Genomic DNA, 26,310 nt, shown 5'->3' with positions numbered 1-26,310 from the left:
ATAAATGTATTTTTTATATGCATGCATAATGATATTCTGTTATTATTACATAATTTTTAACATATAATAATAAAAAATAAATATAGAATAAGTGCGAATGAGGCAAAATAACTGATAAATATGAAATTTTTTAGGGGCTTTTTTATTAATATCAAAAATATTTGTACTTTGGCGTCATAAACCAACAAATTATAACCCAATGAGAGTGTATTTACTTTTTTTGTCATTGTTTTTTTGTAGCCTAACTTTTGCTCAAAATTCAATTTCAGGTATTGTTACAGATAGTAACAACCAACCTATTCCTGGAGCCAATATTAAAATCGTTGGAGAAACTTCTGGTACGATTACCGATTTCGATGGTTCTTTTATTTTGCAATCGTCTAGAAAACCGCCTTTTACAATTGAGGTTACGAGTGTAGGGTATGAATCTAAAAGAGTTTCAATAACATCTTCCTCGCAAAAAGTTATAGTGAAGCTTGTTGATGAAGAGAATAAATTAGACGAAATTGTAGTCTCTGCATCAAGAACCCCAGAAAGAGTTCTAGAATCACCAGTGACTATTGAAAGAATGGGTATTGCTGAAATTAAGAAAACGGCATCGCCATCTTTTTATGATGGATTAGAAAATATGAAAGAAGTTCAAATGAATACTTCAAGTATGTCATTTAAATCGATTAATACGCGTGGTTTTGCATCTGTTGCAAATACCCGTTTTATGCAATTGGTAGATGGTATGGATAACTCTTCCCCCTTGTTGAATTTTGTACTAGGAAACTTAATAGGTTTATCTGAAATTGATGTTCAAAGCGTTGAATTACTGCCAGGAGCCTCTTCTGCATTATATGGTGCAAATGCCTTCAACGGTATATTATTTATGAACAGTAGAAGTCCATTTACAAGTGAAGGGATAACTGGTTATGCAAAATTTGGACAAACTTCTCAAAAAGCTGCTGGTACAAATGACTATATTGATTATGGTTTTCGTATGGCTAAGGCATTCAATAAGTACATAGCAGGTAAAGTAAATTTTACTTACATGAGAGGTACAGAGTGGCATGCAGTAAATTATGATGATAAAACACGTGAAGGGATTGATAGAAATACTATTAATTATGACGGTATAAATGTTTACGGTGATGAAGTTGCTACAAATATCAAAGGAGTTGGTCAAGCTTTAGCAGCTCAAAATTTGATTCCTGCGTCGGCGGTAAATTTACTTCCAAATTCTAATGTTAGTAGAACAGGATACAATGAAGTTGATTTGACTGACAATAGAGTTTCCAATACGAAAATTGATTTGTCTTTACACATTCGTCCATTCGGAGATGAAAAGTTAGAAGTAATTGTGCAAAGTAAATTTGGTTATGGAAATACAGTTTACCAAGGAGCTAACCGTTATTATTTGAATAATTTTTTTATGCAACAACATAAAATTGAATTCAAAGGTAAAAACTTCTTTTTAAGAGGATATACTACAACTGAGGATGGCGGTCAGTCGTACGACATGTTGTTTACAGGTATTAATGTAAACAGAAAATGGAAAGATGACAGAACTTGGTTTGGACAATATGCTGGGGCATACATACAATCAACGCTAGGAGGATTTACTCCTGAGCAATCACATGCACGTGCGAGAGCTACTGCAGATACTGGTAGATTGATACCAGGAACAGATGCATTTAAAAATGCATTTAATCAAGTTATTAATGACCCGAGTGTATTGTCGGGTTCAAAATTGGTTGATAATTCAAGAATTTACCACTCTGATGCAAATTATAATTTTAAAGATTTGATAGAATTTGCTGAAATTCAGGTTGGTGGATCGTACAGAGAATACGAGTTGAATTCATTTGGGCGTATTTATACAGATGCTGCTGGACCGATACGTTATGATGAATACGGTGTATACACACAGATAATGAAAAAATTAATGGATGATCGTTTGAAATTGACCGGTTCTATTCGTTATGATAAAGCGCAGAATTTTGATGGTAACTACTCTCCGAGAATTTCTGCTGTATATTCCGCAGGACAAAACAAAAATCATAATTTCAGAGGGTCTTTTCAAACTGGTTTTAGAAACCCTACTACGCAAGATCAATACATTGGATTCAATGTGGGAAGTGCAATTTTACTTGGTTCAGCACCAGATAACTTGACACGATTTGTAGAAACTTTACCAATCGCAACTACTGTAGGTCAGGGATTTGCCGGAGGTACTTCGGTGACTATTAACGGAACAAGAGCATATGAAAATTCATATACGGCATCATCTGTTCTTGCTTTTGCAGCTGCGGCTAATCCTGCATTATTGAGAAAAACAAATGCAGGTGTAGTTAAACCAGAAGAAGTAAAAGCTTTTGAATTAGGTTACCGATCTTTTATAAATAAAACTTCAATTGATATTAATGGATATTATAACGTTTACAATAATTTTATCGGAAACTTAAATGTTATTACTCCTTTGTATGGAACTGCTTTTGATGGTGGTGGTTTAACTAATCCAGAAGGACCGAAAGCATTACATGCTTTGCAAAATGGAAATACAAGAACTTTTCAATTGTATACAAATACTCCGCTAGAAATTAAATCATTAGGATTTGGTCTTGGATTATCCAGAAAAGTGTATAAAGATTTTGAAATTGGTGTTAATTACAATTATGCTGAATTCAAATTTGATCAGTCAAAAGACCCTAGTTTTGAAGCGGGTTTTAATACACCAAAACACCGCGTTAAAGCATCTATCGGTAATGAAAAGTTACTCCCAAATTTTGGATTTAACGTAAGCGGAAGATGGAATAGCGAATATTTATGGCAGTCTTCATTTGCTGACGGTACAATAGCTGCTGCTACAGTTATAGACGCACAATTAAATTACCTAATTCCTTCTTTGAAATCTACATTAAAGATAGGAGCTTCAAATATTGGTGGTAAAGAATATGGTCAAGTGTTAGGCGCTGGTTTGATTGGTCAGCAATATTTTGTATCATGGACAATCAACCCGTAATCATTCATTAATACTAAATTATAAAACGATGATAAAAAATTTCAAATGGTTATTATTTGCTTCTTTAGCATTTGTAGCGTGTGATAGTGAGGAAGAGGTGACAATTGACGCTAATTCATCTGATGGGAAGTCTTTAACCTCAGGTACGGCATCAGTGTCCAAGTACGTAGCGCTTGGAGATTCTTATGCAGCCGGTTTTAGTGATAATGCATTATTCATAGCCGCTCAGCAAGGTTCATATGCAAATATTATTTCGCAGCAGTTTGCTTTGATAGGCGGAGGTGAATTTAAAACGCCTTTGATGGCTGATAACGTTGGTGGTTTGTTGTTGGGTGGTAATGTAATTCAAGGGCAGCGTTTGTTTTTTAATGGTACTGCACCTACTCCAGTTGCAGGTTTGCCGTCAACAGAGGTTACTACTAAGTTAGCAGGCTCTTTTAATAACATGGGTGTGCCAGGAGCAAAAAGTTATCATTTAGTGGCGCCAAGTTATGGAAATGTTGCCGGTGTTGCAACAGGGCAAGCGAATCCTTATTTCGCAAGGTTTTCATCGTCTGCCTCAACAACGGTACTAGCTGATGCTGTTGCACAAGATCCTACTTTCTTTTCGTTATGGATAGGGGGTAATGATGTGTTATCATTTGCTACCTCTGGTGGTATTGGTAGAAATCAAACTGGTAATTTGAACCCGGCAACCTATGGTGGTAATGATATTACGGATCCAACAGTTTTCGCAAGTGTTTATTCAAATGTTGTAAATGCAATGACTGCAAAAGGTGCTAAAGGCGTGGTGGCAAATTTGCCATATGTAACTGCTTTACCATATTTTACAACAGTACCTTTCAATCCAGTTGCATTATCGACAGCTAGTGCTGCACAACTAAATACAGGTTATGCGAATTACAATGCGGGTTTGCAAGCAATGGTAAATGCTGGCTTATTGACCGCAACTGAAGCAACTAGAAGAACAATAAATTTTAAAGCGGGTGCAAATGCTGTTGTAATAGTGGATAGTTATTTAACAGACAGAACTTCTTTTGGTATCCCGTCTTTTAGACATGCCACTGCTGAGGATTTAGTAGTCTTGCCAGCGCGTAGTTTTATTGGTACATTAGTTGGTGGAAATGCTGCTGCTATAAATGGAGTATCGGTTCCTCTTGCTGACAACTGGGTTTTGTCAAAAGAAGAAATTGCAGAAGTAAAAGTTGCAACAGATGCTTATAACGTAACTATTAAGTCTATTGCTGATGCAAAAGGTCTTGCATTTGTGGAACTAAAATCAGTTACGGATCAATTAGCAAATGGCGGTATAGTTTATAATGGTTTTACAACTACATCTACATACGTAACCGGAGGAATGTTTTCATTAGACGGTGTTCATCCTAGCCCAAGAGGATATGCTATAATTGCAAATTTGTTTACCGAAGCGATCAATGCAAAGTTTGGAGCTAATTTTAAAAATAAAAATGTTGGTTTATACCGTATTTTGTATCCAGCAACGCTATAATAATTAATTGTAATAAATATTTTGGACAACCACCGCTTTACAGTAGGTGGTTGTTTATTTTGCGGATAGTATGATGTTTTTCCTTTTTTTAGGTCTATTCGTATGAATAATTAAATAATTCCTTTTTTTATAAAAAAATAATTGATTTTATATTTTAAAAAATTATCTTTGCACACTGAAAAAAGTGTCTGATCGATAAGTTTCGGTTGGTATTATTTCATAAACCTAAATAGCTATTTAATAAATACATAAGTAATGTCAAAAGTAATAGGAAAAGTTGCCCAAATCATTGGCCCAGTAGTTGACGTAGTTTTCAACGGTAAGGATGTTGAACTTCCAAAAATTTATGATTCATTAGAAATCACAAAAAAAGACGGTACTTTATTAGTACTTGAAGTACAATCTCACATTGGTGAAAATACAGTACGTACCATTTCGATGGACTCAACAGATGGTTTGAGTAGAGGTTATGAAGTAGTTGGAACAGGAAATCCTATCCAAATGCCGATTGGTGCCGATGTTTACGGTCGTTTGTTCAACGTAATTGGAGATGCCATTGATGGTTTAGGAAACTTGCCAAAAACAGGAGAAAACGGTATGTCTATTCACAGACAAGCGCCAAAATTCGAAGATTTATCTACTTCTTCTGAAGTTTTATTCACAGGTATTAAAGTAATTGATTTAATTGAGCCTTACTCAAAAGGGGGTAAAATTGGATTGTTCGGTGGTGCTGGAGTTGGTAAAACAGTATTGATTCAGGAGTTGATTAACAATATTGCAAAAGGTCACGGTGGACTTTCAGTATTCGCAGGAGTAGGAGAAAGAACACGTGAAGGAAATGACTTACTTCGTGAGATGTTAGAGTCAGGAATTATAAAATACGGAGATGAATTCATGCACTCTATGGAAAATGGAGGATGGGATTTATCTAAAGTTGATATGCCAGGAATGAGAGAGTCTAAAGCTACTTTCGTTTTCGGACAAATGAATGAGCCTCCAGGAGCTCGTGCTCGTGTAGCACTTTCTGGATTATCTATTGCAGAATATTTCCGTGATGGAGCAGGAACTGATCAAGGTAAAGATGTATTGTTCTTCGTGGATAATATCTTCCGTTTTACACAAGCAGGTTCTGAGGTTTCGGCACTTTTAGGTCGTATGCCATCTGCGGTAGGGTACCAACCAACATTGGCTACTGAAATGGGTGCGATGCAAGAGCGTATTACATCTACAAACAAAGGTTCTATTACATCTGTACAAGCGGTTTACGTTCCAGCGGATGATTTAACGGATCCAGCTCCGGCTACAACTTTTGCTCACCTTGATGCAACAACAGTATTGTCTCGTAAAATTGCTGAGTTAGGTATTTATCCTGCAGTGGATCCATTGGATTCAACTTCAAGAATTCTTACTCCTCAAATTTTAGGTGATGAGCATTATGACTGTGCGCAAAGAGTAAAAGAAATTTTACAAAAATACAAACAATTACAAGATATCATTGCGATTCTTGGTATGGAAGAATTATCAGAAGAAGATAAATTAGCCGTTTCAAGAGCGCGTCGTGTACAACGTTTCTTATCTCAACCTTTCCACGTTGCGGAGCAATTTACAGGATTGAAAGGAGTGTTAGTTGACATTAAAGATACTATCAAAGGATTTAATATGATTATTGACGGTGAATTAGATCACTTACCAGAATCAGCTTTTAACCTTAAAGGTACTATTGAAGAAGCTATTGAAGCTGGAGAAAAAATGTTAGCGGAAGCTTAAAAAGAATTATAAATTATAAATTATGAATTGGGTAGCCTCAAATAATTTATAATTCATAATTCATAATTGAAAAAATTATGATTTTAGAAATAGTATCACCAGAAGCAAAATTATTTTCAGCAGAAGTGACTTCGGTTACATTGCCAGGAGTTGATGGAAGCTTTCAGATTTTGAATAACCACGCGCCAATCGTTTCTATTTTAGGAAAAGGTGTCGTGAAAATTACAGCTTCTACTTTCGCTTTCGCAAAAGAAGTAGCAAGTAAATTCACGAAGATAGATGATCAAAATTATACGCTAGCAATCAATTCAGGAACAATTGAAATGAAAGATAATAAAGTTATTATTTTAGCGGACTAAAGTAGTCTCGATTATAAAAAATGAAAGCCTAACAGAATTGTTAGGCTTTTTTTATGTCCAATCCCAAAGCATAATATTCCAAACAATTCCATCTTCTTCAAAAGTATCAATTATTTTGAACCCAGCTGCTTCGTGTGCTGACATGGAACGAAGGTTCATAGCGGCAACTTCGGTGATTAAATAATCAAATTCATGGTGCAGCTCCTCTTTATAAAAATGATAAAGTCCTCGGAATATTCCCTGTTTTCTATGGTTTTTATCTATGCAAATTTGTCCCATTACAACATAGGTTTTGTCTTTAGGTACTAATTCATCGATTCTTTCAAATAGGGGTATAAGAACCTCAATTTCGTTTCTAAAGCCAGAAAGCATTACCAATGCAAAACCTACTACGATATCATTGTCTTTGGCAATAATATGTGCGCAAGCGGAATTCATTTGTTCTAATAAGGCGACGGAGTGTTGTACGGTAACAAATCCTTCTTGAAGTTTTTCTTCAGAACTTATATTCTGAGAGCTATTTTGTAATTGGAGTGTTCTAATTTGTTCCAATTCGTCTAGAGTTGACGCTCTTTTATAAAGTATAGGTTTCATTTAATTTTATTGATCACGGATTAATGAATGGTATTTTACTATCTGTAATTATAAAATTATAAAATCTTTGATTACACGAAATGGATTTGGATTTTTATTTTTCGCTTAATTTTAAATTCATTTCTGCATAATACCTTTCATTGTATTTTCCTGCAACCACAAGGGCTCCGGAAATTAGAATAAGATTTTTGATTATGTATTGCCCAGCCAAAGTAGGACAGTAAGGAAAAGTATCAAAACAGATTGTTTTTAGAATAAAAACAGGAAAAAAGGTGGCCGCCATGTGCATTAATAATAATACAATTGTATAAGGGATAAAACGTTTTATGAGCAAGCCAAGACCTATAAGTACTTCGCAAATACCAAGAATTGGAATAAATATTTCGGGTTTAAACCAATAAACGGTTTGTTCTACTAATTCGCCGGCTGGACTCATACCAAAAATTTTCAACGCACCAAACCAAACGTAAATTATTGCCAGAGAAATTCGCATCATATTGACACTGTATTTTTCCATTTTTTTACTGAAAATAAAATAATAAGCGTTGAATGTCGGTTTCATTATTAAAGGTATTTAATGGATTGTTTGAGTTTTATTTTTTGTCATAGAATTATGATTCTATTTTTTTTAGGTTCTAAAAAATAAAAAAGCCTAACAGATTTCCAACGTCTGTTAGGCTTTAGTTGATAAAATGAGATATTAAAACAAACCATTAAAACAAAGTATCAACTTAATTATTTAAAATTATTCGGCGCCATCAGTAAGGGCTCTTGCAACAGCAAAACCGCCTACTTTTTCGCCTAATTCAAGTCCTTTTTCGCAATCGCTTCTGTAATGAATGCATCCAAACATTCTGGAATCCGAAGCTTCTTTTGCCATAGCTATAAAATTTTGCGCTTTTGTGGGGATGATATGTGATAAAACTATGCAGGCCGCTCCGCTAAACGTGGAGTGTCCTGATACATACGAAGGAAAATTAGGAGTTCCTGTTAATGTTTTTATAGAAGGATCTACTTGAGACGGTCTTGGATTAAAGTAAGTGTATTTTGCATCCCAACAGCTGATAGCCGCATCCATCATGGCAATATTTAGCAACGCTAGATTTCTAGCCCATCGTACTTCACTATAATTTAGTTCTACAAACGACTCTGATGCAATTGCATTCCAGTGTCCGGGAGGCGTATAAGTTCCTACGCCATCAGCCCAAAAAGTAACGATTTCCATGTTCTTTCTAGTGGCATTTTTTCCATAGCTTTTTACTTCAGCTAATTCCTTTGCAAACTGTTCTGACTTTGTAGAAGGCGGTGGAACCGGACGACTGGCAACAACCATTTCAGGCGTCATAAGGAATGATTTTACTTTTCCAAACAATGGCAACATTGGAGGTCTTGCAGGCACATCTAATGATATCCATGGAGTTTCTCCGGTAGCTGCAGTTTGAGTTTCAAGTTGGGTCCAAAGCGCTTGATTACCAATAGCAGCACCAGTTCCATCAGAAGCAGCTCTGGCGATAAATTTGCCTGCAATTTTTCTGCCTAAAATAATTCCTGCATCAACATCACTTCGAACATTGGCACCACTAATAATGCGATATAATTTTTGTTCCTCTGCTTTTTCTTGTATGTAAGCGATTTCTGTTGGGAACAATAATTTTAATAATTCAACCGTAACTCCAGCTAAAACAGCATCTTCAGATGGATAGGAAGGCAAGCTGCTTTTTGGGATTAAAACCGGTAAAGTAGCATCAACCGTAAAAGGTGCAGCTCTATTATACAGTTTTTTATAATGCCAAGTTGCAATCATCGCATCGTATTGCGCCGCACTCACATAAGCATAAGCTCTGGCTGCGTATGGGGGATTTGAAAAAGGAAATTCAGGATTTGCAAATGGATTTGCTCCGGACGGTGCAGGATATGTTCCGTCTTCATTTTGATACGGTGGACGATTGTGTCTTGCCACTAATGTTCGCATGATTTCATTCCAACGTAAAACACCTCCGGCGCTCCAGTATTTTATTATTTTTTTCTGCTCCGGCGTTATGCTTGCCTGATAACTTTTTATTTCGTTAATTTCTCTTGTAAAAGCAGGTGTGTTGGCTGCTATTGGCGCATCCAAAGAAAATTCATTTGGTGTAGTCAATAAGAATGTTTTCCAGGTTCCGGCTAATTCGTCTGTATTGGCTGGATTCAATTGAGGAAATTGCTCGTTGCGTTCTGTTAACTCGTCACTACAAGAATAGTTCAGCGTAAGAAACAAAACCAAAAGACTGTTATAGGCTATTTTTTGTATTTTATTTTTCATTTTCTTGAGTTGATTTTTTTAAATTAAGGATATAAAATAAACCGCCATAAAAGGTATTCGATTGTCCAACATTTCTGCCTTCTGTAACAAAATTGCATCCTCCAATAATAGATAATGCCGGTATTTTCTTGAGTGTATATTTACTGTTCACACCTACTTTTAACGCATTCATTGTATTGCTTGGAAAAGGCATATTGTTTTTTGTAATGTCAAATCCTCCAGATTGTGTAACCCAGTTATCTAACACTGCCTCGGCTATTAATCTGTTTGAGCGATACCCTATTCTGAAGTTTACCGAAATAGCGTCTGGCATGTCAACTTCATTGGTGTAATGTATTTCGTTGGTGTAATAGGAATTTCTGTCAATGGTTATGTTCGCTCTTTTTACATACGCTCCGGAAACAGTGCTGAAAAAACGACCTCTTTGATAATCACCCATCAATCGTAAAGAAGCAGTCTTGCTTTTTAGACCAAGACTTAAAGGCAAATAATCAGCTGAATAATTAGAAACTGGAGCCGAAAGTCCTCCTAAAGCATATAAAGAGTAGGTTGCTTTTCCAATTATTTTTTCAAAAGGCATGTATTTTATCGTTAACGATAGATCTTGCAATCCTTTTTGACCTTCCATTGTTCCTGCAGAAGCTTTTGTTTCTACATAAGGAAGACTGAAAATAATATTCAATTTATCAGAAACACCGTAGTTTCCCATCAGTGCAACAGATTTTGTAGAAACAGTACCCAGATTAAGATTTTCTCTTTTAAATGTTCCTTCCCAATATTCGTCCCAGCTGCTATATTGGTATACAGCTCCAAAACAAAAATTGTTTTTGCTCATCATAATGCCATCAATCTCTGTTTGAGCATTCATAAATAAAGGTGCCAATAGCAGGCAACTCAGATAAAATTTTTTCATTAAAAAATGGTTTTTTGGTTAGTGGTTTGGTATTTTATTGTTTAAAAGTGTGTTGTTTTTATTATTGCTACCGCAGGTAATGTTAAAATCTGGTTGATATACCAATGTTAATGGTGTAATCAGCAAATGCCGCGTCACCCTGAACATGAGTACCTGTTGTTACAGAATTTTCTTTGTCGGTTACACTTTGAGTACGGTTACGAACCACTGCAAATGGTACCGATGCAAACAAGACTACTTTTTTATACTCATAGTTTACAGAAGGTTCTACTGACCAGATATAACCTGGACGACGGAAATCTCCACTGCCACCCACAAGGTCATAAACAGGAATACCTTCTAATCGTGCACCTGCGGCTAAAGACAATCCTTTTATTTGATTTACAGAATAATTGAAACCTGCTCTAAACATATATTGATCCGGCACACTCATAATAGCTTCGTTAGCTAATCGTGATGCTATTGTTTCTCTATAGGTTCTCGTGCCATTTTGCTCACGAGGATTAATCAAATAATAGAAATTACCGTAAACTCCAAAGTTCTCTATGAAGTTGTAAAAGGTATTTAATTCAAAAGTAAATCCAGTACCGCCATCTCCTAATTGGATGGATTGATCTACTGTGCGTAATTCTTTAGTCCCGTTTGGACCCACATTGTAAAAATAATCTTTGTAGTCATAATCACCGGTTGGTAATTTTATCCCCAATCCTAGTTGTATGTTTCCTTTTGTGCTTTTTGCTGGGTCTAACATCCATCTGTAAGCTGCGAATCTAATATCTCCTATTCCAAACGAACTAGTTGAATGTCTTTCTCTTTTTACGTAAGTCCCATTTACCAATCCATGTTCGTACAATGAAGAGCGAACATTGTTTGAAATGGGAAGGTCGACCATAACGGACCAGCGGTTGTTTAATATTCGGGTAAGTGAAAGATTGAAAACGGAAGTGTAATTGATAACTTCTGTTTTTTGCACTAATCTGTCTTTGTTTTCTTCTGTTCCTGAAAAGTGTCTGAATGATCTAAAATAGCGACCACTGCTGGCAAATTGCCATCCGGAGACATTAGTACTGTCAGGGTGTATTGACATACAACTTGTGGCATTACCTTTAATGGCGACGCAACCTTGGGCTGATATATTTTGGGTGTTAAAAGCAATTGTAAGGAATAGGATAAAAATACAAGCGGATTGTAAAGCGGATAAATTTTTCAAGTTTTTGGTTTTTTAAAATGGTTAATGGTATAAAACAGGCCAACAACTGCTTCTTTCTAAAAAGAAGTTTGGCATTAAAAACAGATAAGTTAGTGGATAGTTAGTATCACTGTAAAGCAAGATCTACTTTGGCTTTCGCCAAAAAGTCTCGTTGATTTTACAAGGCAAAAAGGATAGATTGAAGGTTGCATTTGAAATAAAGAACTCTTTTAAAAATCCATTTTTTGAATTTGCAAATCAATTTAAATCATGATTCTTAAAGCTAGTTGTACAAAATATACCAGAATAGAAATACAAAATAGGCCTTTGAATTCATTCGAAAAAGCGAATTCGGAAAATACAAAAGACTATTTTGTATTTATAACGGGCATAATTTCTAATAAAAGGATGTAATAAATGTACAGATTTAGCTAAAAAGCAATCGTGAATTATCTTGACTTTACAAATGCCAGATAAAAGCGAATGATTCCACTAAAATGAAAGAAGATTTAAACGAAATCGGGTGGTGAATACGATACGGAAATGTATCCGGAATCTAGCGCCTGGTTTGGCATAATGATAGGTTCACTTGAAAGTACAGCTGTTTTTGGAGAAAAATCTACGCAAACAGCAGTATTTGCTACATAATCTTTTAGGAAAGATTTTAGTAGTTTTTTGACTGGAGACTCTTTTGATGAGGATCCGTTGAATAATTGATTGTCAACAATGTCTTTTAAATCCTGACTTATTGCATCTTGATGTGAATTGCGCAAGTAATAAAGACTTAGTATGTTGTTTTGAATTCTTTTCTTGAAAATATGATAACTTTTATTGTTGATAACCACATCTTCATTTACATACTCAAAATCAGTGTCTTCGATAAAGGAGTATAAAGTGGCGTTCAATTTGATTACTTGAAACTCTGAATCATGTTTTTTCTCCATAGAAGATACCCACGCTTGCTCCTCTTGATAAGCAAACATCAGATAGTATCCCATCACGTTGTAGAACAACGTTACTATTAGAAAAAGTGATGCAATTCGTTTCATATTTGCCGAAAGTAGAAAACTATTTCATAGGTTAACATCTTCGATATTAATTTTAAGTTTTTTTTAACATAATTTTATGAAAGTTATAAATCGAAACCGTTTTCGGAAAAATTTATGGATTTTTTTTTCATTGCTATTTTTCAATTGTTAATTTTTAACGGATTATATTTTTATTATTTATGAAATGGGATTCTAAATTAGAATTTGTATTTCAAATCTCATTAATTTGAAGAAATCAGCAAACAAAAATGGCGCAAAATCCATAAACCAAAAAAGATGCTTATTTTTGCTGACTATGAAACATTTTCCAGAAAATCTATCCGCTAAACTTGATATTAGAAAGCAGAATAATGCTTTGCGAAAATTACCTTTGTCAAGTAAAAAGATTGATTTTTCTTCCAATGATTACTTGGGTTTTTCTCAGTCAGAAATTATTTTTAAGGAGACGCATCAGCATTTAATTACTAATAAAATCACTCAAAACGGAGCAACCGGTTCTCGTTTATTATCTGGAAACCATAAACTGTATCAGGAAACAGAAGACTTTATTGCAAAGTTTCACAAATCTGAATCGGCTTTGATTTTTAATTCGGGCTATGATGCCAATGTTGGTTTTTTTAGTGCTGTTCCGCAAAAAAACGACCTGATTTTATACGATGAATTGTGTCATGCTTCTATTCGGGACGGAATTCAACTGTCGAATGCCAAAGCCTATAAATTCAATCACAATGATTTTGAAGATTTAGAAAAATTGATTTTACGGAATCCAAACACCAATATTTATATCGTCACCGAATCTGTTTTTTCTATGGATGGAGATTGTCCAAATCTAGAAGAATTAGTTCAGCTTTCAGATAAATATCATTGTTATCTTGTTGTTGATGAAGCGCATGCTTTGGGCGTTTTTGGTACAGAAGGAGAAGGATTCGTACAAATGTTAGTTTTGCAAAATCATGTTTTTGCCCGCATTATGACTTTCGGAAAAGGGTTGGGTTGTCATGGAGCCGCGATTTTAGGCTCGGTTGAATTGAGGGATTATTTAGTAAATTTTGCCCGAAGTTTTATTTATACAACGGGGCTTTCACCCCATTCGGTTGCTACAATTCTGATTGCATACCAATATTTAAAAAAGGATTCGACTTCAATTTTAAAATTAAGAGAAAATATTGTTTTTTTTAATCAGGAAAAAAACATGTTGGGATTAAAGCCGCTTTTTGTTCGAAGCAAATCGGCGATACAATCCGCTATCATTCCAGGAAATGAAAAAGTAAAAGCAATCGCTAACCAACTGCAGGAAAAAGGATTTGATGTGAAAGCAATACTTTCGCCAACTGTTCCCGAAGGACAGGAACGTTTGCGTTTTTGTTTACACAGTTATAATTCGACGGAAGAAATCTCTGAAGTGTTGCGTTTGTTGAGTACTTTTGTTTTTTAGCCACAGATGACACAGATTAAACGGATTTTAATTTTTAAATACTAAATAATGACTGAAATTTTACACAAAGAATTATCGGAATCTATTTTAAAAGTTTTTTATGACGTTTACAATGAATTGGGTTATGGTTTTCTTGAAAAGGTGTATCAAAATGCAATGTATTTGGAATTAAAATCACAAGGTTTTAAAGTTGAACCTCAAAAGCAAATTAAAGTATATTATAAGAATGAACTTGTTGGTGATTTTTTTGCTGATTTACTAATCAATGATCTTATCATTTTAGAATTAAAGGCTTGTGATAGTTTAGTGAAGGCACATTATGTTCAGACTTTAAATTATTTAAAAGCTACTAATATTGAAATAGGTTTGTTGTTAAACTTTGGAGAAAAACCAGAAATTAAAAGACTAATTTTTACAAACAACAGAAAAAATTAAAAATCTATATAAATCCGTTTAATCCGTGTCATCTGTGGCCAAATATATATGAAACTATTTATAACAGGAATTGGAACCGATGTTGGTAAAACCATCGCGTCAGCTATCATTACAGAAGCTTTACAGGCAGATTATTGGAAACCCATCCAAGCTGGCGATTTAGAAAATTCTGACAGTCATAAAATCAAATGTTTTTTATCTAATGAAAAGACGGTTATTCATCCGAATAGTTATGCTTTAAATACGCCTGCAAGTCCACATCTTGCTGCTGAACTAGATGGAATTGTTATTGATCTAAAGAAAATCATTGAGCCCAAAACAGAAAATCATTTGGTTGTTGAAGGTGCTGGAGGTGTTTTTGTCCCGTTGAATTCAAATGATTGTGTTATTGATTTGATTCAATCTGATTATAAAGTAATTGTGGTTTCCCGACATTATTTAGGAAGTATCAATCATACGTTATTGACTATTGAAGCCTTGCAAAACAGAAAAATCGCAATAGCCGGAATTGTTTTTTCGGGTGATGAAAATAAAGCTTCTGAAGAAATAATCTTGAACAAAACAGGTATAAAATGCATTGGAAGAATTGAGCAAGAACCGTATTTTGATAAAAATGTAATTAAAGAATATGCTGATTTGTTTCGCGAACAGCTATTGAGTTTATAAAATTAAGAATCAAGAAGAAAGAATCAAGACTTGTTTTTTAGGTTTTTCTCGCTTCTTGTAGCTTGCTTCTTTTATCTTTGCAAAATGAATTTAACAGAAAGAGACCGCCAATATCTTTGGCATCCGTATACCCAACATAAAACCGCAGCGTTACCAATTGCCATTAAAAAAGGGAAAGGCGCATTGCTTTGGGACGAAAATAACAAAGAATATATTGATGCAATCGCTTCGTGGTGGGTCAATCCTTATGGACATTCGAACACCTTTATTGCCGATGCGATTTACAAACAACTCACTACATTAGAGCATGTCTTGTTTGGTGGATTTACACACGAACCTGCTATTTTGGTAGCCGAGAAGTTGATGGAAATTTTACCAAAAAACCAACAGAAAATATTCTTTTCGGATAATGGATCTACAGCAGTTGAAGTGGCAATTAAAGTGGCGCTACAGTATTTTTTTAATAAAGGAGAAAAGAGAACTACGATAATTGCTTTCGAAAATGCGTTTCACGGCGACACATTTGCAGCCATGGCGGCGAGCGGAATTTCATTTTATACACAAGCTTTTCAAGGAATGTTTATTGATGTGGTGCGGATTCCGGTTCCGGTTAAAGGACGGGAGCAAGAAAGTTATGATGCGTTACAATCCGTTATAAAAAACAACAATTGTGCGGGTTTTATTTTTGAGCCATTGGTTCAAGGAGCCGCAGGAATGGTGATGTACGAGCCGGAATCGTTAGATATGTTGATGCGAATTTGTCAGGAGAATAATGTACTAACCATTGCTGATGAAGTGATGACCGGCTTTGGAAAAACAGGAAAAACTTTTGCAACAGATTATTTGGTGGAAAAACCAGCTATGATGTGCCTGTCTAAAGCGTTGACCGGAGGAACTATTCCCATGGCGATTACCACTTTTACGCAAGATTTATTCGATGCTTTTTATGATGACGACATCAATAAAGCATTGTTTCATGGACACACATTTACAGCAAATCCTACAGGTTGTGCTGCGGCTTTGGCCAGTTTAGAATTGTTGCGAACCAATGAAATGCAAGCGAATATAGTTCGTGTCAATCAAAATCATTTGGATTTTCAGGAGCGAATTAAAAATCACCCAAAAGTTGTTACAACGAGAGTGCTGGGAGTCATTTTTGCATTAGAAATAAAAACCGAAAGTTCAGCCAGTTATTATGGAACATTGCGTAATAAACTCTATGATTTTTTTATAGAAAACGGAATAATTCTGCGCCCTGTTGGTAATATTGTATACGTTTTGCCTCCTTACATTATTACCGATGAACAATTAGAAAAAGTATATCAAGTGGTTGAAAATGCTTTAGAAATAGTTTAATTTTTAAGCCACAGATTAAAAAAATCAGTTTTTATCTGTGAGAATTCGTGCCATCCGTGTGCTATTTTTTCACTGATAGAATGTAGAATGTAAATAACTTTGCGACCTTTGCCAAAAAAAACATCTTGTCAACAATAATCTCCATAACAGCCATAGCTTCCATTTCGCCTTTAGGAAATACTCCTGAGGCTATTTGGGAAAATTATCTTAATGAAAATCATTGTTTTACGGAACATATTTTAGATCTTAAAAAAACCTTTGTAGCGACTTTAGACGCTAATTCAGAGCAAGTTGTTGGCGCTTTGAGAGAATCAGATAACAAATATAAATCTTTAGATAAATCGGTTTTGTATGCCATGGCGGCTTCGCGACAAGCGATGCAAAATGCGGGTTGGACACAAAAAGATGTTTTTGGGATTAATATTGGTTCGTCTCGTGGCGCAACAAATTTATTTGAAAAACACTATCAAGATTATTTACAAACTGGAAAAGCACAAACTCTAGCTTCTCCAACGACTACTTTGGGAAATATTTCTTCTTGGGTTGCCCATGATTTACAAAGTTCCGGCCCTGAAATCTCACATTCTATAACTTGTTCTACTGCTTTGCACGCGGTATTAAATGGCGTGGCGTGGCTTCGAGCAGGAATGGCTGATAAATTTTTAGTTGGTGGTAGTGAAGCGCCTTTAACTGATTTTACGATTGCACAAATGCGCGCTTTGAAAATTTATTCGAATAGTACAGAAGAGTATCCGAATCGGGCACTTGATTTAGAAAAAAAACAAAGCACCATGATTCTTGGTGAAGGTGCCGGCGTGTGTTGTCTCGAAATAGGGAAAAAAGAAAATGCCTTGGCTTATATCGAAGGAATCGGTTATGCTACGGAAATTCTGGAACATAATATTTCTATTTCGGCGGAAGCAACTTGTTTCCAAAAATCAATGAAAATGGCATTGGAAAACACTGATTTATCCGAAGTTGATGTTATTGTGATGCATGCTCCGGGAACTATAAAAGGCGATTTGACGGAGTATAAAGCGATAGAAACAGTTTTTGGCGAAAGCCTTCCTTTATTGACTACCAATAAATGGAAAATTGGTCACACTTTTGGTGCATCGGGGATATTGAGTATGGAACTCGCTATTTTGATGATGCAAAACAACAGATTTATCGGAGTTCCTTTTGCGGAAGCGCAATTACAAACAAAACCAATTAAAAAAGTACTGATTAATGCCGTTGGTTTTGGTGGAAATGCGGTGAGTGTTTTGATTCAAAAGGCATAAAAAAACCCAGTAGATCATTGATTACCGGGTTTTGTACTAGTTGAAATTAGCGGTGTTACAGCATCATTTTTTTTGTGATTTCTAAACCGTCTTCTGTTTTTATTTTAACGATAACAAGCTGTTTTTGAGTTTGGATTCCATTAGTTGTATGCTCCAAAGTGTTAATGTTTTTTTTCTGATAAATAGATTTACCCAATATGTTATAAATTGTAATGTCTTGAATGTTTTTCTCTTCTGAAACAAGTTGAATTTGACTTCCATTTTTAAAAAGTACTATTCCGTTTTGGACTAATTCAGGATTTTCTACTCCTAAGGTTTTGTCTTTAAATTTCAATTCAAAACGGTCGTTAAAAGTTCCTTTTTCGGTTGTAAAAGTATAGCGACCTTGTTTTAAATTGACTGTGGCGTCATTTTTTTTGTCATACAAAAATACTTGCTGATTGGAAAAGAATCCGTCAAAGCTGTCAATTCCTACTGAGAATGTGCCACCAATAGTGTTCTCAAAACCAAGAGGAATGCTGTCTTCTTCGTTAAATGGTAAGCTTCTACCTTGAATAGACAAATTTTCTTCACCTAAAATAGAATACATTGAAACAAAACTATCCGAAGAAAATGTTTTTCCGTCGTAGCCATTGTCGTAATCATTAGTGGCTCCAGTGATGTAGCCCAAAAGCATTTCGGAGTATGCTCCTTGCTCGTTTGTAATATTGACCCATACTCTGTTTTTTTCAAGAGTAGTGTTAGACGCACTTTTCGCAGCTTTTGTTTTAAAAAATTGCGTGTTGCCATTCTCTCCTTTGACTCTCATACTGTTATTGAAAACAAGTTTTTTTGTAGCTGGAGCAGTTGCTTTAATTTCTGCGAAAAAACCTTGCCCAGAAGCTATATTTCCTTGAGGTCTATTGTTGTTGTTATTAGTTTTTCCAGATAGAGCCGGACTTGTTGTTACAGTACTTCCCGTTAAATTGTATGATGCATAATCATCACCAGAATATGCAAAAACACCAGAACCGGGATTGGGAGTGTTTGCTGCTATAGCGGTGTTGTGTGTCCAGAAATACAGCGTCCCTTCCAAAATATCTTTGTTGTTTGCGTTTGTAAGAAATGCATCTGCATTTAAAGCACTAGGGTATGGGTTTCCAATAAGCCCAAGAGAACCTGTTTCTGCTGTAGCAATTGGAAGCTCGATTAGACCTGTGAAAGGAACACCGGTAAAAGTTGTAGATACAATTTGTGTTGCCAAATCGTTTTCAGGCGCACGGGCAATATATCCTTTTCCGGGAGCCATTATGGTATTCTCTGATTCGAACTGCCAGTTGTCAACTGCATCATTAAAAGAATAATATAGATAGGATTCTTTGAAATTAGACAGTTTAATACCGGCAACTGGTGAAGACCAATACGTGTAATCGTATTGCTTCATGAATGAGGAATTTCTAATTACATTTATAATTCCGGTACTTTTTGCATCATCATCATTTTGAATTAAACTACCATTATTTTCAATGATTAAATTTCCTATCACAGTAACATCATTCTGTACTTCTACAAATTTTCCTGATGTTATAGTTAGTGTTTTTTCAGTGTTTATTGTCAGTTCACAAGTAATAATATTTCCGTGAATTTGTGTATTGTATGTTCCGCTTATTATTGCTTTTATGGAAATTGTAGGTGTTCCGTTTGACCAATTAGTACCATTCCAATTAGATGAGATTTTACATCTGTTGTATTCATCGGCACCCATATCTGGAGCGACTGTACTTCTGGATTCTTCGTCAATATCAGTAGGAATAATAGCTAGTGGAGTTCCTTTGTCATCAAAGGCTGCATTGGTTCCGCTTAAATGTAAATCGGCAATCGATACAAACGTTGGAATCACATTAATTGAATTTCGGTCTTTAGTAGTTGCCGTTTGCCAATTTGCTAATGTTGTTCTGTTACCGCCCAAAAAACCGATATGTCTCGCAGAATAATAATCGTTATAATCAATGTTCAAGAATGATGAAGCGGCAACAGTTGAATAAACAGAATAAGCAGTTCCAGTTGTACTTGTGTTTCCGAAAATGTTATTTATGATGTCTAATTCTGTTCCTGTATTTATATTCAATGCTGCAGAGATATTGTTTTGGTTTCCATTCAAGACAACTGAATTATGGTATAATTTGATATTTCTACCAGATTGTATCTGTATTCCTGAAGCACCATTTGTAGTTGTTCCGGTAGTTGTAATGTCACTAATAAAGTTGTTTGCAACAAGCATGTTTGCAGAAGTAGTGGCATTCATCTGTAAACTTAGCGTTCTAATAATACCATTTCCAGTATTCTTTATGTTTGTTATTTTATTTTCGGAAATAATTCCATTCGTTTGTGTTCCACTTATGAAGATTGCATATTGAATAATATGATTTGTGGTCAATATTACATCGGATATTGTATTTCTTTTGATATTATAATTACTCCCGTTTTCAATTGTAATTCCACTTATGGATGGATTTCCTGTGTTGTCATTCAAAACCCCATTGATTACGTTATCTGTTATGGTGAAATCATTAGTATTAATCATGTAAATAGGCAAGGAAGGTTTTTCGGTGTTTATAGTACTTCCAAATATATTTGACTCTAAAGCCGTTTTACTCGTTTTTAAGGTAGCGTTACTGTTGATGTAAACACCCTGTCTGACATTGATGAATTCATTATTTGTAATTTTGGTTTCTGAATTGTTTGATTGTGCATTGCCGAGCCCCAAGCTGTTATTTCCGCCTAAACTATTGCTGCCGGAATAAATTCCAGAAAGTTGTCTTGCTTGCTGGTTTCTAATGTTTGATTTTAATATTGTATTTTTTATATCAATATTTGTTGCTCCATTAGCATCATTACTGGCAACCCAAAGTACAGTTCTGTCTATGTAATTAATAGCGTCATTGTTGATTAAAGTAAGATTTCGGGTTGTTCCCGTTGCATTGTTTCCGTCAATTATAATATTATCAGCTCCGTTAAACTCAATAACTGCAGGAATACCAGTAAAACCGTTTCTGTTTGAAGCGGCAATTGTTACTGTTTTTCCAATGTTGGGTTTAATAGTCAATGTGTTCGCTGCACTTGTACCAGTAAATTGGGTAATGATAATAGGGAATGTTTCTCCGGTTGCATTGCTGTAAGTAGTGTCGTCAAGTAAAAAAAATACTGGACCCGATGCTCCAACACTATTTATTCTGTTAACTGCATTTGTCAATGTATTAAAAGGTGCAGTATTTGTTGATTTAATGATGTAGTTTCCAGATAATGCTTGTGAAAATCCAATAAAAGGTAATAGTAAAAATAAAAGTAAAATTTTCTTCATGAACTATTTTTTAAATTAATTCACATGCTTTTCTATTTTGAATAAAATTACAAGTGCAATTAGACTTACGAAAAACAATTGCATTTGGATTTTTAAATAATAAATATTTTGTGAAGAAGTTTAAAAAGATAAAAATTTAGATTTTAAAGGATTGATATTTAGTATTTAATGGTTGTAAAAGAGTATTGAAATATTGGAAATAAAAAGCTTGATGGGAATTGATAAATATTAAATGAAAATTAGAACAGTTATGTTTATTAAGCTTCTAACTCTTTTACTTTTTCATAAACCAAATTACTCTCGAATCCTTTGCGCAATAAATAATCACAGAATTTTTTGCGTTTTTTTAGATTGTTGGTTTCCAAAATGGATTCCCAATTTCTTTCTGCTAAAGTGTGAAAAGTGGATAAATATTCCTCAGTTGAAATTTCTTTAAGGGCAATATTGATTAGGGTTTGTGTTATTTTTTTTGCTTTTAATTCATTGACAATTCTGATTTTTCCCCAATGTTTGATTCGGTGCTTTCCTCTTGCAAAACTCTGGGCAAAACGTTCTTCATTAAGAAAATTATCATTGATAAGACGTACCATAATCGTGTCAATTTCATCAGAGTCCATTTTCATGCTCCTCAGTTTTTGTACGACTTCTTCGTGACAGCGTTCCTGATAGGCGCAATAATGCTCTATTTTATGTATGGCTTCTTTAATGGAATAAACTGGGTTCATTAGTGGGGTTTCTGGTTTTTAGTAATTAAGCGAAATTAATTATAATGGTCGTTAATTACGCATTAAAATATAATTTTTGCATCAATAGTATTGCAGTTAAAACCACAAGAGTTTGTCTCTGTGACTATTGAAAGTATAAATATTCGTTTTTGATATTTTTCTTTCTTTATAAACACAAACACGTATTACGTCGGTTATTTTAACTGATAGTCGATAAAATTTCGTTTAATTTAAAAAAGTAACTGATATTGTACAAATAGTTTTTTTGATAAATAAACATGCCGTAATATGGTTCTTTAATGCCGTATTTAAAATAATTGAATTTACAAATAATACCACATGAATAAAGCTTTACATACCCTAATATCAAAAATAATTTTTCCCGTTTTATTTTTTTTAATCACACAATTTTCTAACGCGCAAACAGTGATAGTTAATACTACTGGTGCAGGTACTTTTGTAGTTCCTTGTGGTGTAACTTCTATAACAGTAAGAGCTTGGGGAGCAGGGGGAGCGGGGGGAGGATCTACTGTAAATAGTGATAGTGGTGATGGTGGGGGTAGCGGAGGATATACAAGTGGTGTTTTTACTGTAACTTCGGGCCAAACTATAAATTATATTGTTGGTGCCGGTGGTACAGGTAGTATTAATAATGGAGTTAATGGAGGAAATACAACCATTGCTGGTTTAGGTTTAGCTGCTAATGGAGGTATTGGGGGAAATAGTAATGGAGGAAGCGTTTCGGGTCTAGGCGGAACTGCTTCTGGAGGTACTGTAAATACTTCTGGTGCAAATGGAGGTGTTGGGGGTAGCAATACTGGCGGTACTGGCGGTGCTGCGCCTAACGGTGGTACTGGTGGAGCTGGAGGAAATGACAATAATGGAAGTGATGGAGTTGCGCCCGGCGGCGGCGGCGGCGGCGGCGAAAGAAGTAATGGTTTTTTTGGATCTAATGTAGGAGGTAATGGAGGTAATGGTCGAATAGAAATTACTTATGCATATTATTGTGTTCCTACTTTTAATAATGTCGTTGAGCCAATAACAAATGTTACGGTTGCTGGAATTAATAGAACTACTTCGAATACATTGAATGGAACTCCTGCCTTAGAAAGTTTTTGTGATGTGGCAACAGTTACACAAGGAGTTATTTATCCGATTTCTGTAAAAGGAAATACTGATGGTAATTTTTCAAATTATATAACAGTATATGTAGATTGGGATCAGAATGGTGTTTTTGGGAATAATCTAAACGAGAGATATGATATAGGGATAATTGAAAATTCCAATGGAAATAATACCTCGACTGCATTAGTAGGAAATATAAATGTTCCTGCTGGTGCCTTGGCAGGAAATACAAGAATGAGAGTGATTAAAAGTTTTAATAACGGCACTAATAGCTACGTATTTCCTTGTTCTTCAAACGGATGGGGGCAAGCGGAAGATTATGCTGTAACTGTACTTTCTGCGTGTGTACTTCCTGGAAATACAATTACAACAGCAAGTGCAGTTTGCGCTAATACACCTTTTACATTGTCTTTACAAAATACTTCTGCAGCAGCAGTAGCATATCAATGGCAGACCTCACCTGATAATGCAACATGGAACAATGTTCCTTCTGTTCCTTTTTTTAATACAGATTTCACTTTATTGCCAGCAAATAGCAATGTCTACGGTACTGCTACTGTAACTGGTGGTGAGTTAGTATTGACTAGTGCTGTAAGTTCTCAGTATGGAGGATATGTTATTCAGGCGACACCTGGTTCTAATATTAATTCGTTTACAACAACTTTTGATTATAGAATGTTTGATGGAGGAGGAGCAGATGGTATGAGTTTGAGTTATGGATCTGATATAGGAAATGGGCAAGGAGGAGGTGAAGAAGGAGAAGGAACCGGTTTGATTATAAAATTCGATTCTTATGACAATGCAGGTAATACAACAGGTAGCCAGATTAGAATTTCTTATGGAGGTGTACAGATTTTTTCCAATGTTTTAAATTCTTTTAATTTAAGAAATACAGTATATAGAAATGTGTTGTTATCTGCAGATGAGAATGGTTTTTTATCACTTAGAATTGGGACTGCAACAATAGTATCAGGGCTAGCATTGCCAGGAGGATATCTTTCATCTAATAAATCAAACTGGAAATTTAAATTTTCAGCACGTACTGGTGGTATAAATGATAAGCACAGTATTGATAATTTAAGAATCACATATCTAAATTCAAGATTTACTACTTCGCAAACTGCTTCAACATATTATCGATCTATTGTTACGTGTGGTGGCAATACAAGTATTTCAACTCCTGTATTGGTAACTATCGACTCGGTAAATCCTAAAATACAAACAATTGTTCATCCTGATTGTGTTTCCGCTACGGGAAGCGTTACTTTGAATAGTTTACCATCAACTGGAACATGGACTTTAACAAGAAGCGGAACATCATCGGCAACAACTACAGGGACAGGGAGTTCAACAACAATTTCTGGATTGGCTCCAGGAACGTATACTTTTACGGTTTCAAATGGGACTTGTACATCTTTGGCTTCAGATAATGTGGTGATAAACTCTATCGTTACTAATACATGGAATGGAACGGTTTGGTCAACTGGATTAGTTCCAACAAGCGTACAAAAAATTGTTTTTGCAGGAAATTTTAATCAAGATGTAGATGTAGTAGGTTGTTCTTGTATAGTTACCGGAAGCGCAGCTGTTACCATCAAATCAAATCGTACACTGACCATTACAAACGAAGTGGAAGTAGTAGGAGTAGGAACTTTGACTTTTGAGAATAGGGCTAGCTTGGTTCAAATTAATGATGCCGCTGTCAATGCGGGAAATATAATATACAAAAGACTCACAAATACGGGAGTACGCAATACCGATTATACGTATTGGTCTTCACCGGTATTGCCTTTAAATTTAGGAGGTACTGGAGGAATTTCGTACAATCCTTCCAGTCTTGTAGGTAGTATATTTTATTCTTACGAAGTTACTGCAGGCTCTGAAGATTGGAAAAGTGAGTCGGCGACAAGTCCAATGATTGTGGGGAAAGGGTATAGTATTAGAGGTCCTGGGCCAATATCGGTAAGCCCTTTGACTCCGTTGGAAGCGACATTTACGGGTAAGCCTAATAATGGGCGCTATCCTATCACAGGAATATATCCTTTTAAATCATATCTTATCGGAAATCCATATCCCTCGGCATTAGATGCAGATAAATTCTTGACTGATAACGCAGGTGTCATAGATGGAACGCTTTATTTCTGGACGCACAGTACAAAAATTGGAATTGGGGTTGTTAATCCCGGAACAGGTGTTTATGCTTATTCTGGAGATGATTATGCTTCCTATAACTTAACCGGAGGTGTTGGAACAGATGGTGTACCGTATCCTCAAGGAGGTGTTGAGGCTCCGAGTAGTCCTGGATTTAAACCAACAGGTAAGATCGGGGCAGGACAAGGTTTTTTTGCTACAAGTAATACAATGATTTTAGGTATAAATGAAATTGTATTTAATAATAGTATGAGAGTTGGTGTTGGAGGAATTACAGGGAATAACTCCCAATTTTTTAAGACAAATAGCACCAAATCAAAAACGACAAGTGCTATTGAGAAAAACAGAGTATGGCTCAATCTAACTAATACACAAGGTGCTTTCAAACAATTGTTAGTGGGATATATTACCGGAGCTACTAATGACTATGATAATGGCTACGATGGTGAAACTTTTGATGGAAATGAATTTATAGATTTTTACAGCGTAAATCAAGAGAAAAATTTTGTGATTCAAGGCAGGGCTTTACCATTTGATGTAAATGATGAAGTTTCTCTAGGATATAGATCTGTCGCTGTGGGGGATTTTAGCATTGGTATTGATGAAGTAGATGGAATAATGCAATCTCAAAAGGTATATATTGAAGATAAGTTGTTGAATGTAGTGCATGATTTAAAAGCCTCACCGTATGATTTTACAACACAAGCAGGAACGTTTAACGATCGTTTTGTTTTGCGTTATGTAGATAAAACTTTGGGTACAGGGGATTTTGAAACAGCAAATGATAAAATTATAATTTCTGTCAAAAATAAACAGATAAAAATTGATTCTCCAAATGAAACAATTGATAAAGTTTTAATTTTTGACCTTCTTGGAAAACAAATATACAGAAAGATAAGCGTTGGAAATAATGAACAGATAATATCTAATTTATCCTCCAGTGAACAAGCTTTAATTATAAAAGTTGTATTGCAAAATGGTCAAACGGTTTCTAAAAAAGTTATATTTTAAAATAACTTAAAAGGTATAGTTTTAATAATTTGTTATGAGCAATAGTGTTTTAAGATTTTGTAAAACAGCTTTTTAACGAATATAAATGCATGTCGA

General features: G+C 35.1%; 18 protein-coding genes. 10 read left to right on the top strand and 8 right to left on the bottom strand.

Annotated elements, in window-relative coordinates; all coding sequences use genetic code 11:
• The first annotated feature begins 199 nt into the window (after positions 1-199).
• From QLS97_RS01590 to QLS97_RS01575, 4 genes are all read left to right on the top strand, one after another.
• Positions 200-3,007 (top strand): TonB-dependent receptor domain-containing protein, encoded by a 2,808-nt coding sequence (locus QLS97_RS01590; RefSeq protein WP_282713936.1) that lies wholly within the window; start codon positions 200-202, stop codon positions 3,005-3,007.
• Positions 3,008-3,035: 28 nt separating this feature from the next.
• Complete coding sequence (locus QLS97_RS01585; protein ID WP_282713935.1) at positions 3,036-4,514, top strand: SGNH/GDSL hydrolase family protein; 1,479 nt, start codon at positions 3,036-3,038, stop codon at positions 4,512-4,514.
• Between the two features lie 255 nt (positions 4,515-4,769).
• The gene (atpD, locus tag QLS97_RS01580) at positions 4,770-6,281 is read left to right on the top strand and encodes a F0F1 ATP synthase subunit beta (RefSeq protein ID WP_073204939.1); all 1,512 of its coding nucleotides are present in this window, start codon (positions 4,770-4,772) and stop codon (positions 6,279-6,281) included.
• Positions 6,282-6,358: 77 nt separating this feature from the next.
• Positions 6,359-6,640 carry a F0F1 ATP synthase subunit delta/epsilon gene (locus QLS97_RS01575; RefSeq protein WP_282713934.1) on the top strand — a complete coding sequence of 94 codons (282 nt, stop codon included), beginning with the start codon at positions 6,359-6,361 and terminating at the stop codon, positions 6,638-6,640.
• A gap of 51 nt (positions 6,641-6,691) precedes the next feature.
• On the opposite strand, the gene QLS97_RS01570 is transcribed toward QLS97_RS01575, so the two are convergent.
• From QLS97_RS01570 to QLS97_RS01545, 6 genes are all read right to left on the bottom strand, one after another.
• Complete coding sequence (locus tag QLS97_RS01570; protein WP_282713933.1) at positions 6,692-7,234, bottom strand: GNAT family N-acetyltransferase; 543 nt, start codon at positions 7,232-7,234, stop codon at positions 6,692-6,694.
• A 94-nt stretch (positions 7,235-7,328) separates the two neighbouring features.
• Complete coding sequence (locus tag QLS97_RS01565) at positions 7,329-7,796, bottom strand: DoxX family membrane protein (protein WP_282713932.1); 468 nt, start codon at positions 7,794-7,796, stop codon at positions 7,329-7,331.
• 183 nt (positions 7,797-7,979) lie between these two features.
• Positions 7,980-9,536: a vanadium-dependent haloperoxidase gene (locus QLS97_RS01560; RefSeq protein WP_282713931.1), complete on the bottom strand. Its 1,557-nt coding sequence runs from the start codon at positions 9,534-9,536 to the stop codon at positions 7,980-7,982.
• Positions 9,526-10,449, bottom strand: a complete 924-nt coding sequence (locus QLS97_RS01555) for a hypothetical protein (protein WP_282713930.1) — start codon at positions 10,447-10,449, stop codon at positions 9,526-9,528. Before QLS97_RS01555 ends, QLS97_RS01560 begins: the two co-directional genes overlap by 11 nt.
• Before the next feature lie 82 nt (positions 10,450-10,531).
• On the bottom strand, positions 10,532-11,659 hold the full coding sequence (locus QLS97_RS01550; protein ID WP_282713929.1) for a transporter family protein: 1,128 nt from the start codon (positions 11,657-11,659) through the stop codon (positions 10,532-10,534).
• A gap of 488 nt (positions 11,660-12,147) precedes the next feature.
• Positions 12,148-12,687: a hypothetical protein gene (locus tag QLS97_RS01545; RefSeq protein WP_147402384.1), complete on the bottom strand. Its 540-nt coding sequence runs from the start codon at positions 12,685-12,687 to the stop codon at positions 12,148-12,150.
• Positions 12,688-12,982: 295 nt separating this feature from the next.
• On the opposite strand from QLS97_RS01545, the gene QLS97_RS01540 reads away from it, so the two are divergent.
• The 5 genes from QLS97_RS01540 (at position 12,983) to QLS97_RS01520 (ending at position 17,862) form a co-directional block, all read left to right on the top strand.
• Positions 12,983-14,122 carry an aminotransferase class I/II-fold pyridoxal phosphate-dependent enzyme gene (locus QLS97_RS01540; RefSeq protein ID WP_282713928.1) on the top strand — a complete coding sequence of 380 codons (1,140 nt, stop codon included), beginning with the start codon at positions 12,983-12,985 and terminating at the stop codon, positions 14,120-14,122.
• Positions 14,123-14,170: 48 nt separating this feature from the next.
• The gene (locus QLS97_RS01535) at positions 14,171-14,557 is read left to right on the top strand and encodes a GxxExxY protein (RefSeq protein ID WP_282713927.1); all 387 of its coding nucleotides are present in this window, start codon (positions 14,171-14,173) and stop codon (positions 14,555-14,557) included.
• Between the two features lie 48 nt (positions 14,558-14,605).
• Complete coding sequence (bioD, locus tag QLS97_RS01530; RefSeq protein ID WP_282713926.1) at positions 14,606-15,223, top strand: dethiobiotin synthase; 618 nt, start codon at positions 14,606-14,608, stop codon at positions 15,221-15,223.
• Positions 15,224-15,307: 84 nt separating this feature from the next.
• Positions 15,308-16,579, top strand: coding sequence for an adenosylmethionine--8-amino-7-oxononanoate transaminase (gene bioA / locus QLS97_RS01525; protein WP_282713925.1), 1,272 nt, complete (start codon positions 15,308-15,310; stop codon positions 16,577-16,579).
• A 125-nt stretch (positions 16,580-16,704) separates the two neighbouring features.
• Positions 16,705-17,862 (top strand): beta-ketoacyl synthase N-terminal-like domain-containing protein, encoded by a 1,158-nt coding sequence (locus QLS97_RS01520; protein WP_282713924.1) that lies wholly within the window; start codon positions 16,705-16,707, stop codon positions 17,860-17,862.
• A 55-nt stretch (positions 17,863-17,917) separates the two neighbouring features.
• On the opposite strand, the gene QLS97_RS01515 is transcribed toward QLS97_RS01520, so the two are convergent.
• Both QLS97_RS01515 and QLS97_RS01510 read right to left on the bottom strand, forming a co-directional pair.
• Positions 17,918-21,202 (bottom strand): T9SS sorting signal type C domain-containing protein, encoded by a 3,285-nt coding sequence (locus tag QLS97_RS01515; protein WP_282713923.1) that lies wholly within the window; start codon positions 21,200-21,202, stop codon positions 17,918-17,920.
• 257 nt (positions 21,203-21,459) lie between these two features.
• Complete coding sequence (locus QLS97_RS01510) at positions 21,460-21,927, bottom strand: regulatory protein RecX (RefSeq protein ID WP_282713922.1); 468 nt, start codon at positions 21,925-21,927, stop codon at positions 21,460-21,462.
• Positions 21,928-22,353: 426 nt separating this feature from the next.
• Between QLS97_RS01510 and QLS97_RS01505 the strand changes: the two genes are divergently transcribed.
• Positions 22,354-26,214, top strand: coding sequence for a T9SS sorting signal type C domain-containing protein (locus QLS97_RS01505; protein ID WP_282713921.1), 3,861 nt, complete (start codon positions 22,354-22,356; stop codon positions 26,212-26,214).
• Positions 26,215-26,310 lie beyond the last annotated feature (96 nt).

It is taken from the genome of Flavobacterium yafengii (genome assembly GCF_030010375.1).
Classification (GTDB): Bacteria; Bacteroidota; Bacteroidia; order Flavobacteriales; family Flavobacteriaceae; genus Flavobacterium; species Flavobacterium yafengii.
Note: the sequence above shows the minus strand (reverse complement) of the source record. Positions and strands in the feature narration are given on the sequence as shown.

What these genes read in the sequence shown, in the direction of transcription:
- QLS97_RS01510 (WP_282713922.1), bottom strand. Translation starts at nt 21,927, where the DNA reads ATGAACCCAGTTTATTCCATTAAAGAAGCCATACATAAAATAGAGCAT.
- bioA (WP_282713925.1), top strand. Translation starts at nt 15,308, where the DNA reads ATGAATTTAACAGAAAGAGACCGCCAATATCTTTGGCATCCGTATACC.
- QLS97_RS01515 (WP_282713923.1), bottom strand. Translation starts at nt 21,202, where the DNA reads ATGAAGAAAATTTTACTTTTATTTTTACTATTACCTTTTATTGGATTT.
- QLS97_RS01535 (WP_282713927.1), top strand. Translation starts at nt 14,171, where the DNA reads ATGACTGAAATTTTACACAAAGAATTATCGGAATCTATTTTAAAAGTT.
- QLS97_RS01540 (WP_282713928.1), top strand. Translation starts at nt 12,983, where the DNA reads ATGAAACATTTTCCAGAAAATCTATCCGCTAAACTTGATATTAGAAAG.
- QLS97_RS01555 (WP_282713930.1), bottom strand. Translation starts at nt 10,449, where the DNA reads ATGAAAAAATTTTATCTGAGTTGCCTGCTATTGGCACCTTTATTTATG.
- bioD (WP_282713926.1), top strand. Translation starts at nt 14,606, where the DNA reads ATGAAACTATTTATAACAGGAATTGGAACCGATGTTGGTAAAACCATC.
- QLS97_RS01590 (WP_282713936.1), top strand. Translation starts at nt 200, where the DNA reads ATGAGAGTGTATTTACTTTTTTTGTCATTGTTTTTTTGTAGCCTAACT.
- atpD (WP_073204939.1), top strand. Translation starts at nt 4,770, where the DNA reads ATGTCAAAAGTAATAGGAAAAGTTGCCCAAATCATTGGCCCAGTAGTT.
- QLS97_RS01585 (WP_282713935.1), top strand. Translation starts at nt 3,036, where the DNA reads ATGATAAAAAATTTCAAATGGTTATTATTTGCTTCTTTAGCATTTGTA.
- QLS97_RS01570 (WP_282713933.1), bottom strand. Translation starts at nt 7,234, where the DNA reads ATGAAACCTATACTTTATAAAAGAGCGTCAACTCTAGACGAATTGGAA.
- QLS97_RS01560 (WP_282713931.1), bottom strand. Translation starts at nt 9,536, where the DNA reads ATGAAAAATAAAATACAAAAAATAGCCTATAACAGTCTTTTGGTTTTG.
- QLS97_RS01545 (WP_147402384.1), bottom strand. Translation starts at nt 12,687, where the DNA reads ATGAAACGAATTGCATCACTTTTTCTAATAGTAACGTTGTTCTACAAC.
- QLS97_RS01575 (WP_282713934.1), top strand. Translation starts at nt 6,359, where the DNA reads ATGATTTTAGAAATAGTATCACCAGAAGCAAAATTATTTTCAGCAGAA.
- QLS97_RS01565 (WP_282713932.1), bottom strand. Translation starts at nt 7,796, where the DNA reads ATGAAACCGACATTCAACGCTTATTATTTTATTTTCAGTAAAAAAATG.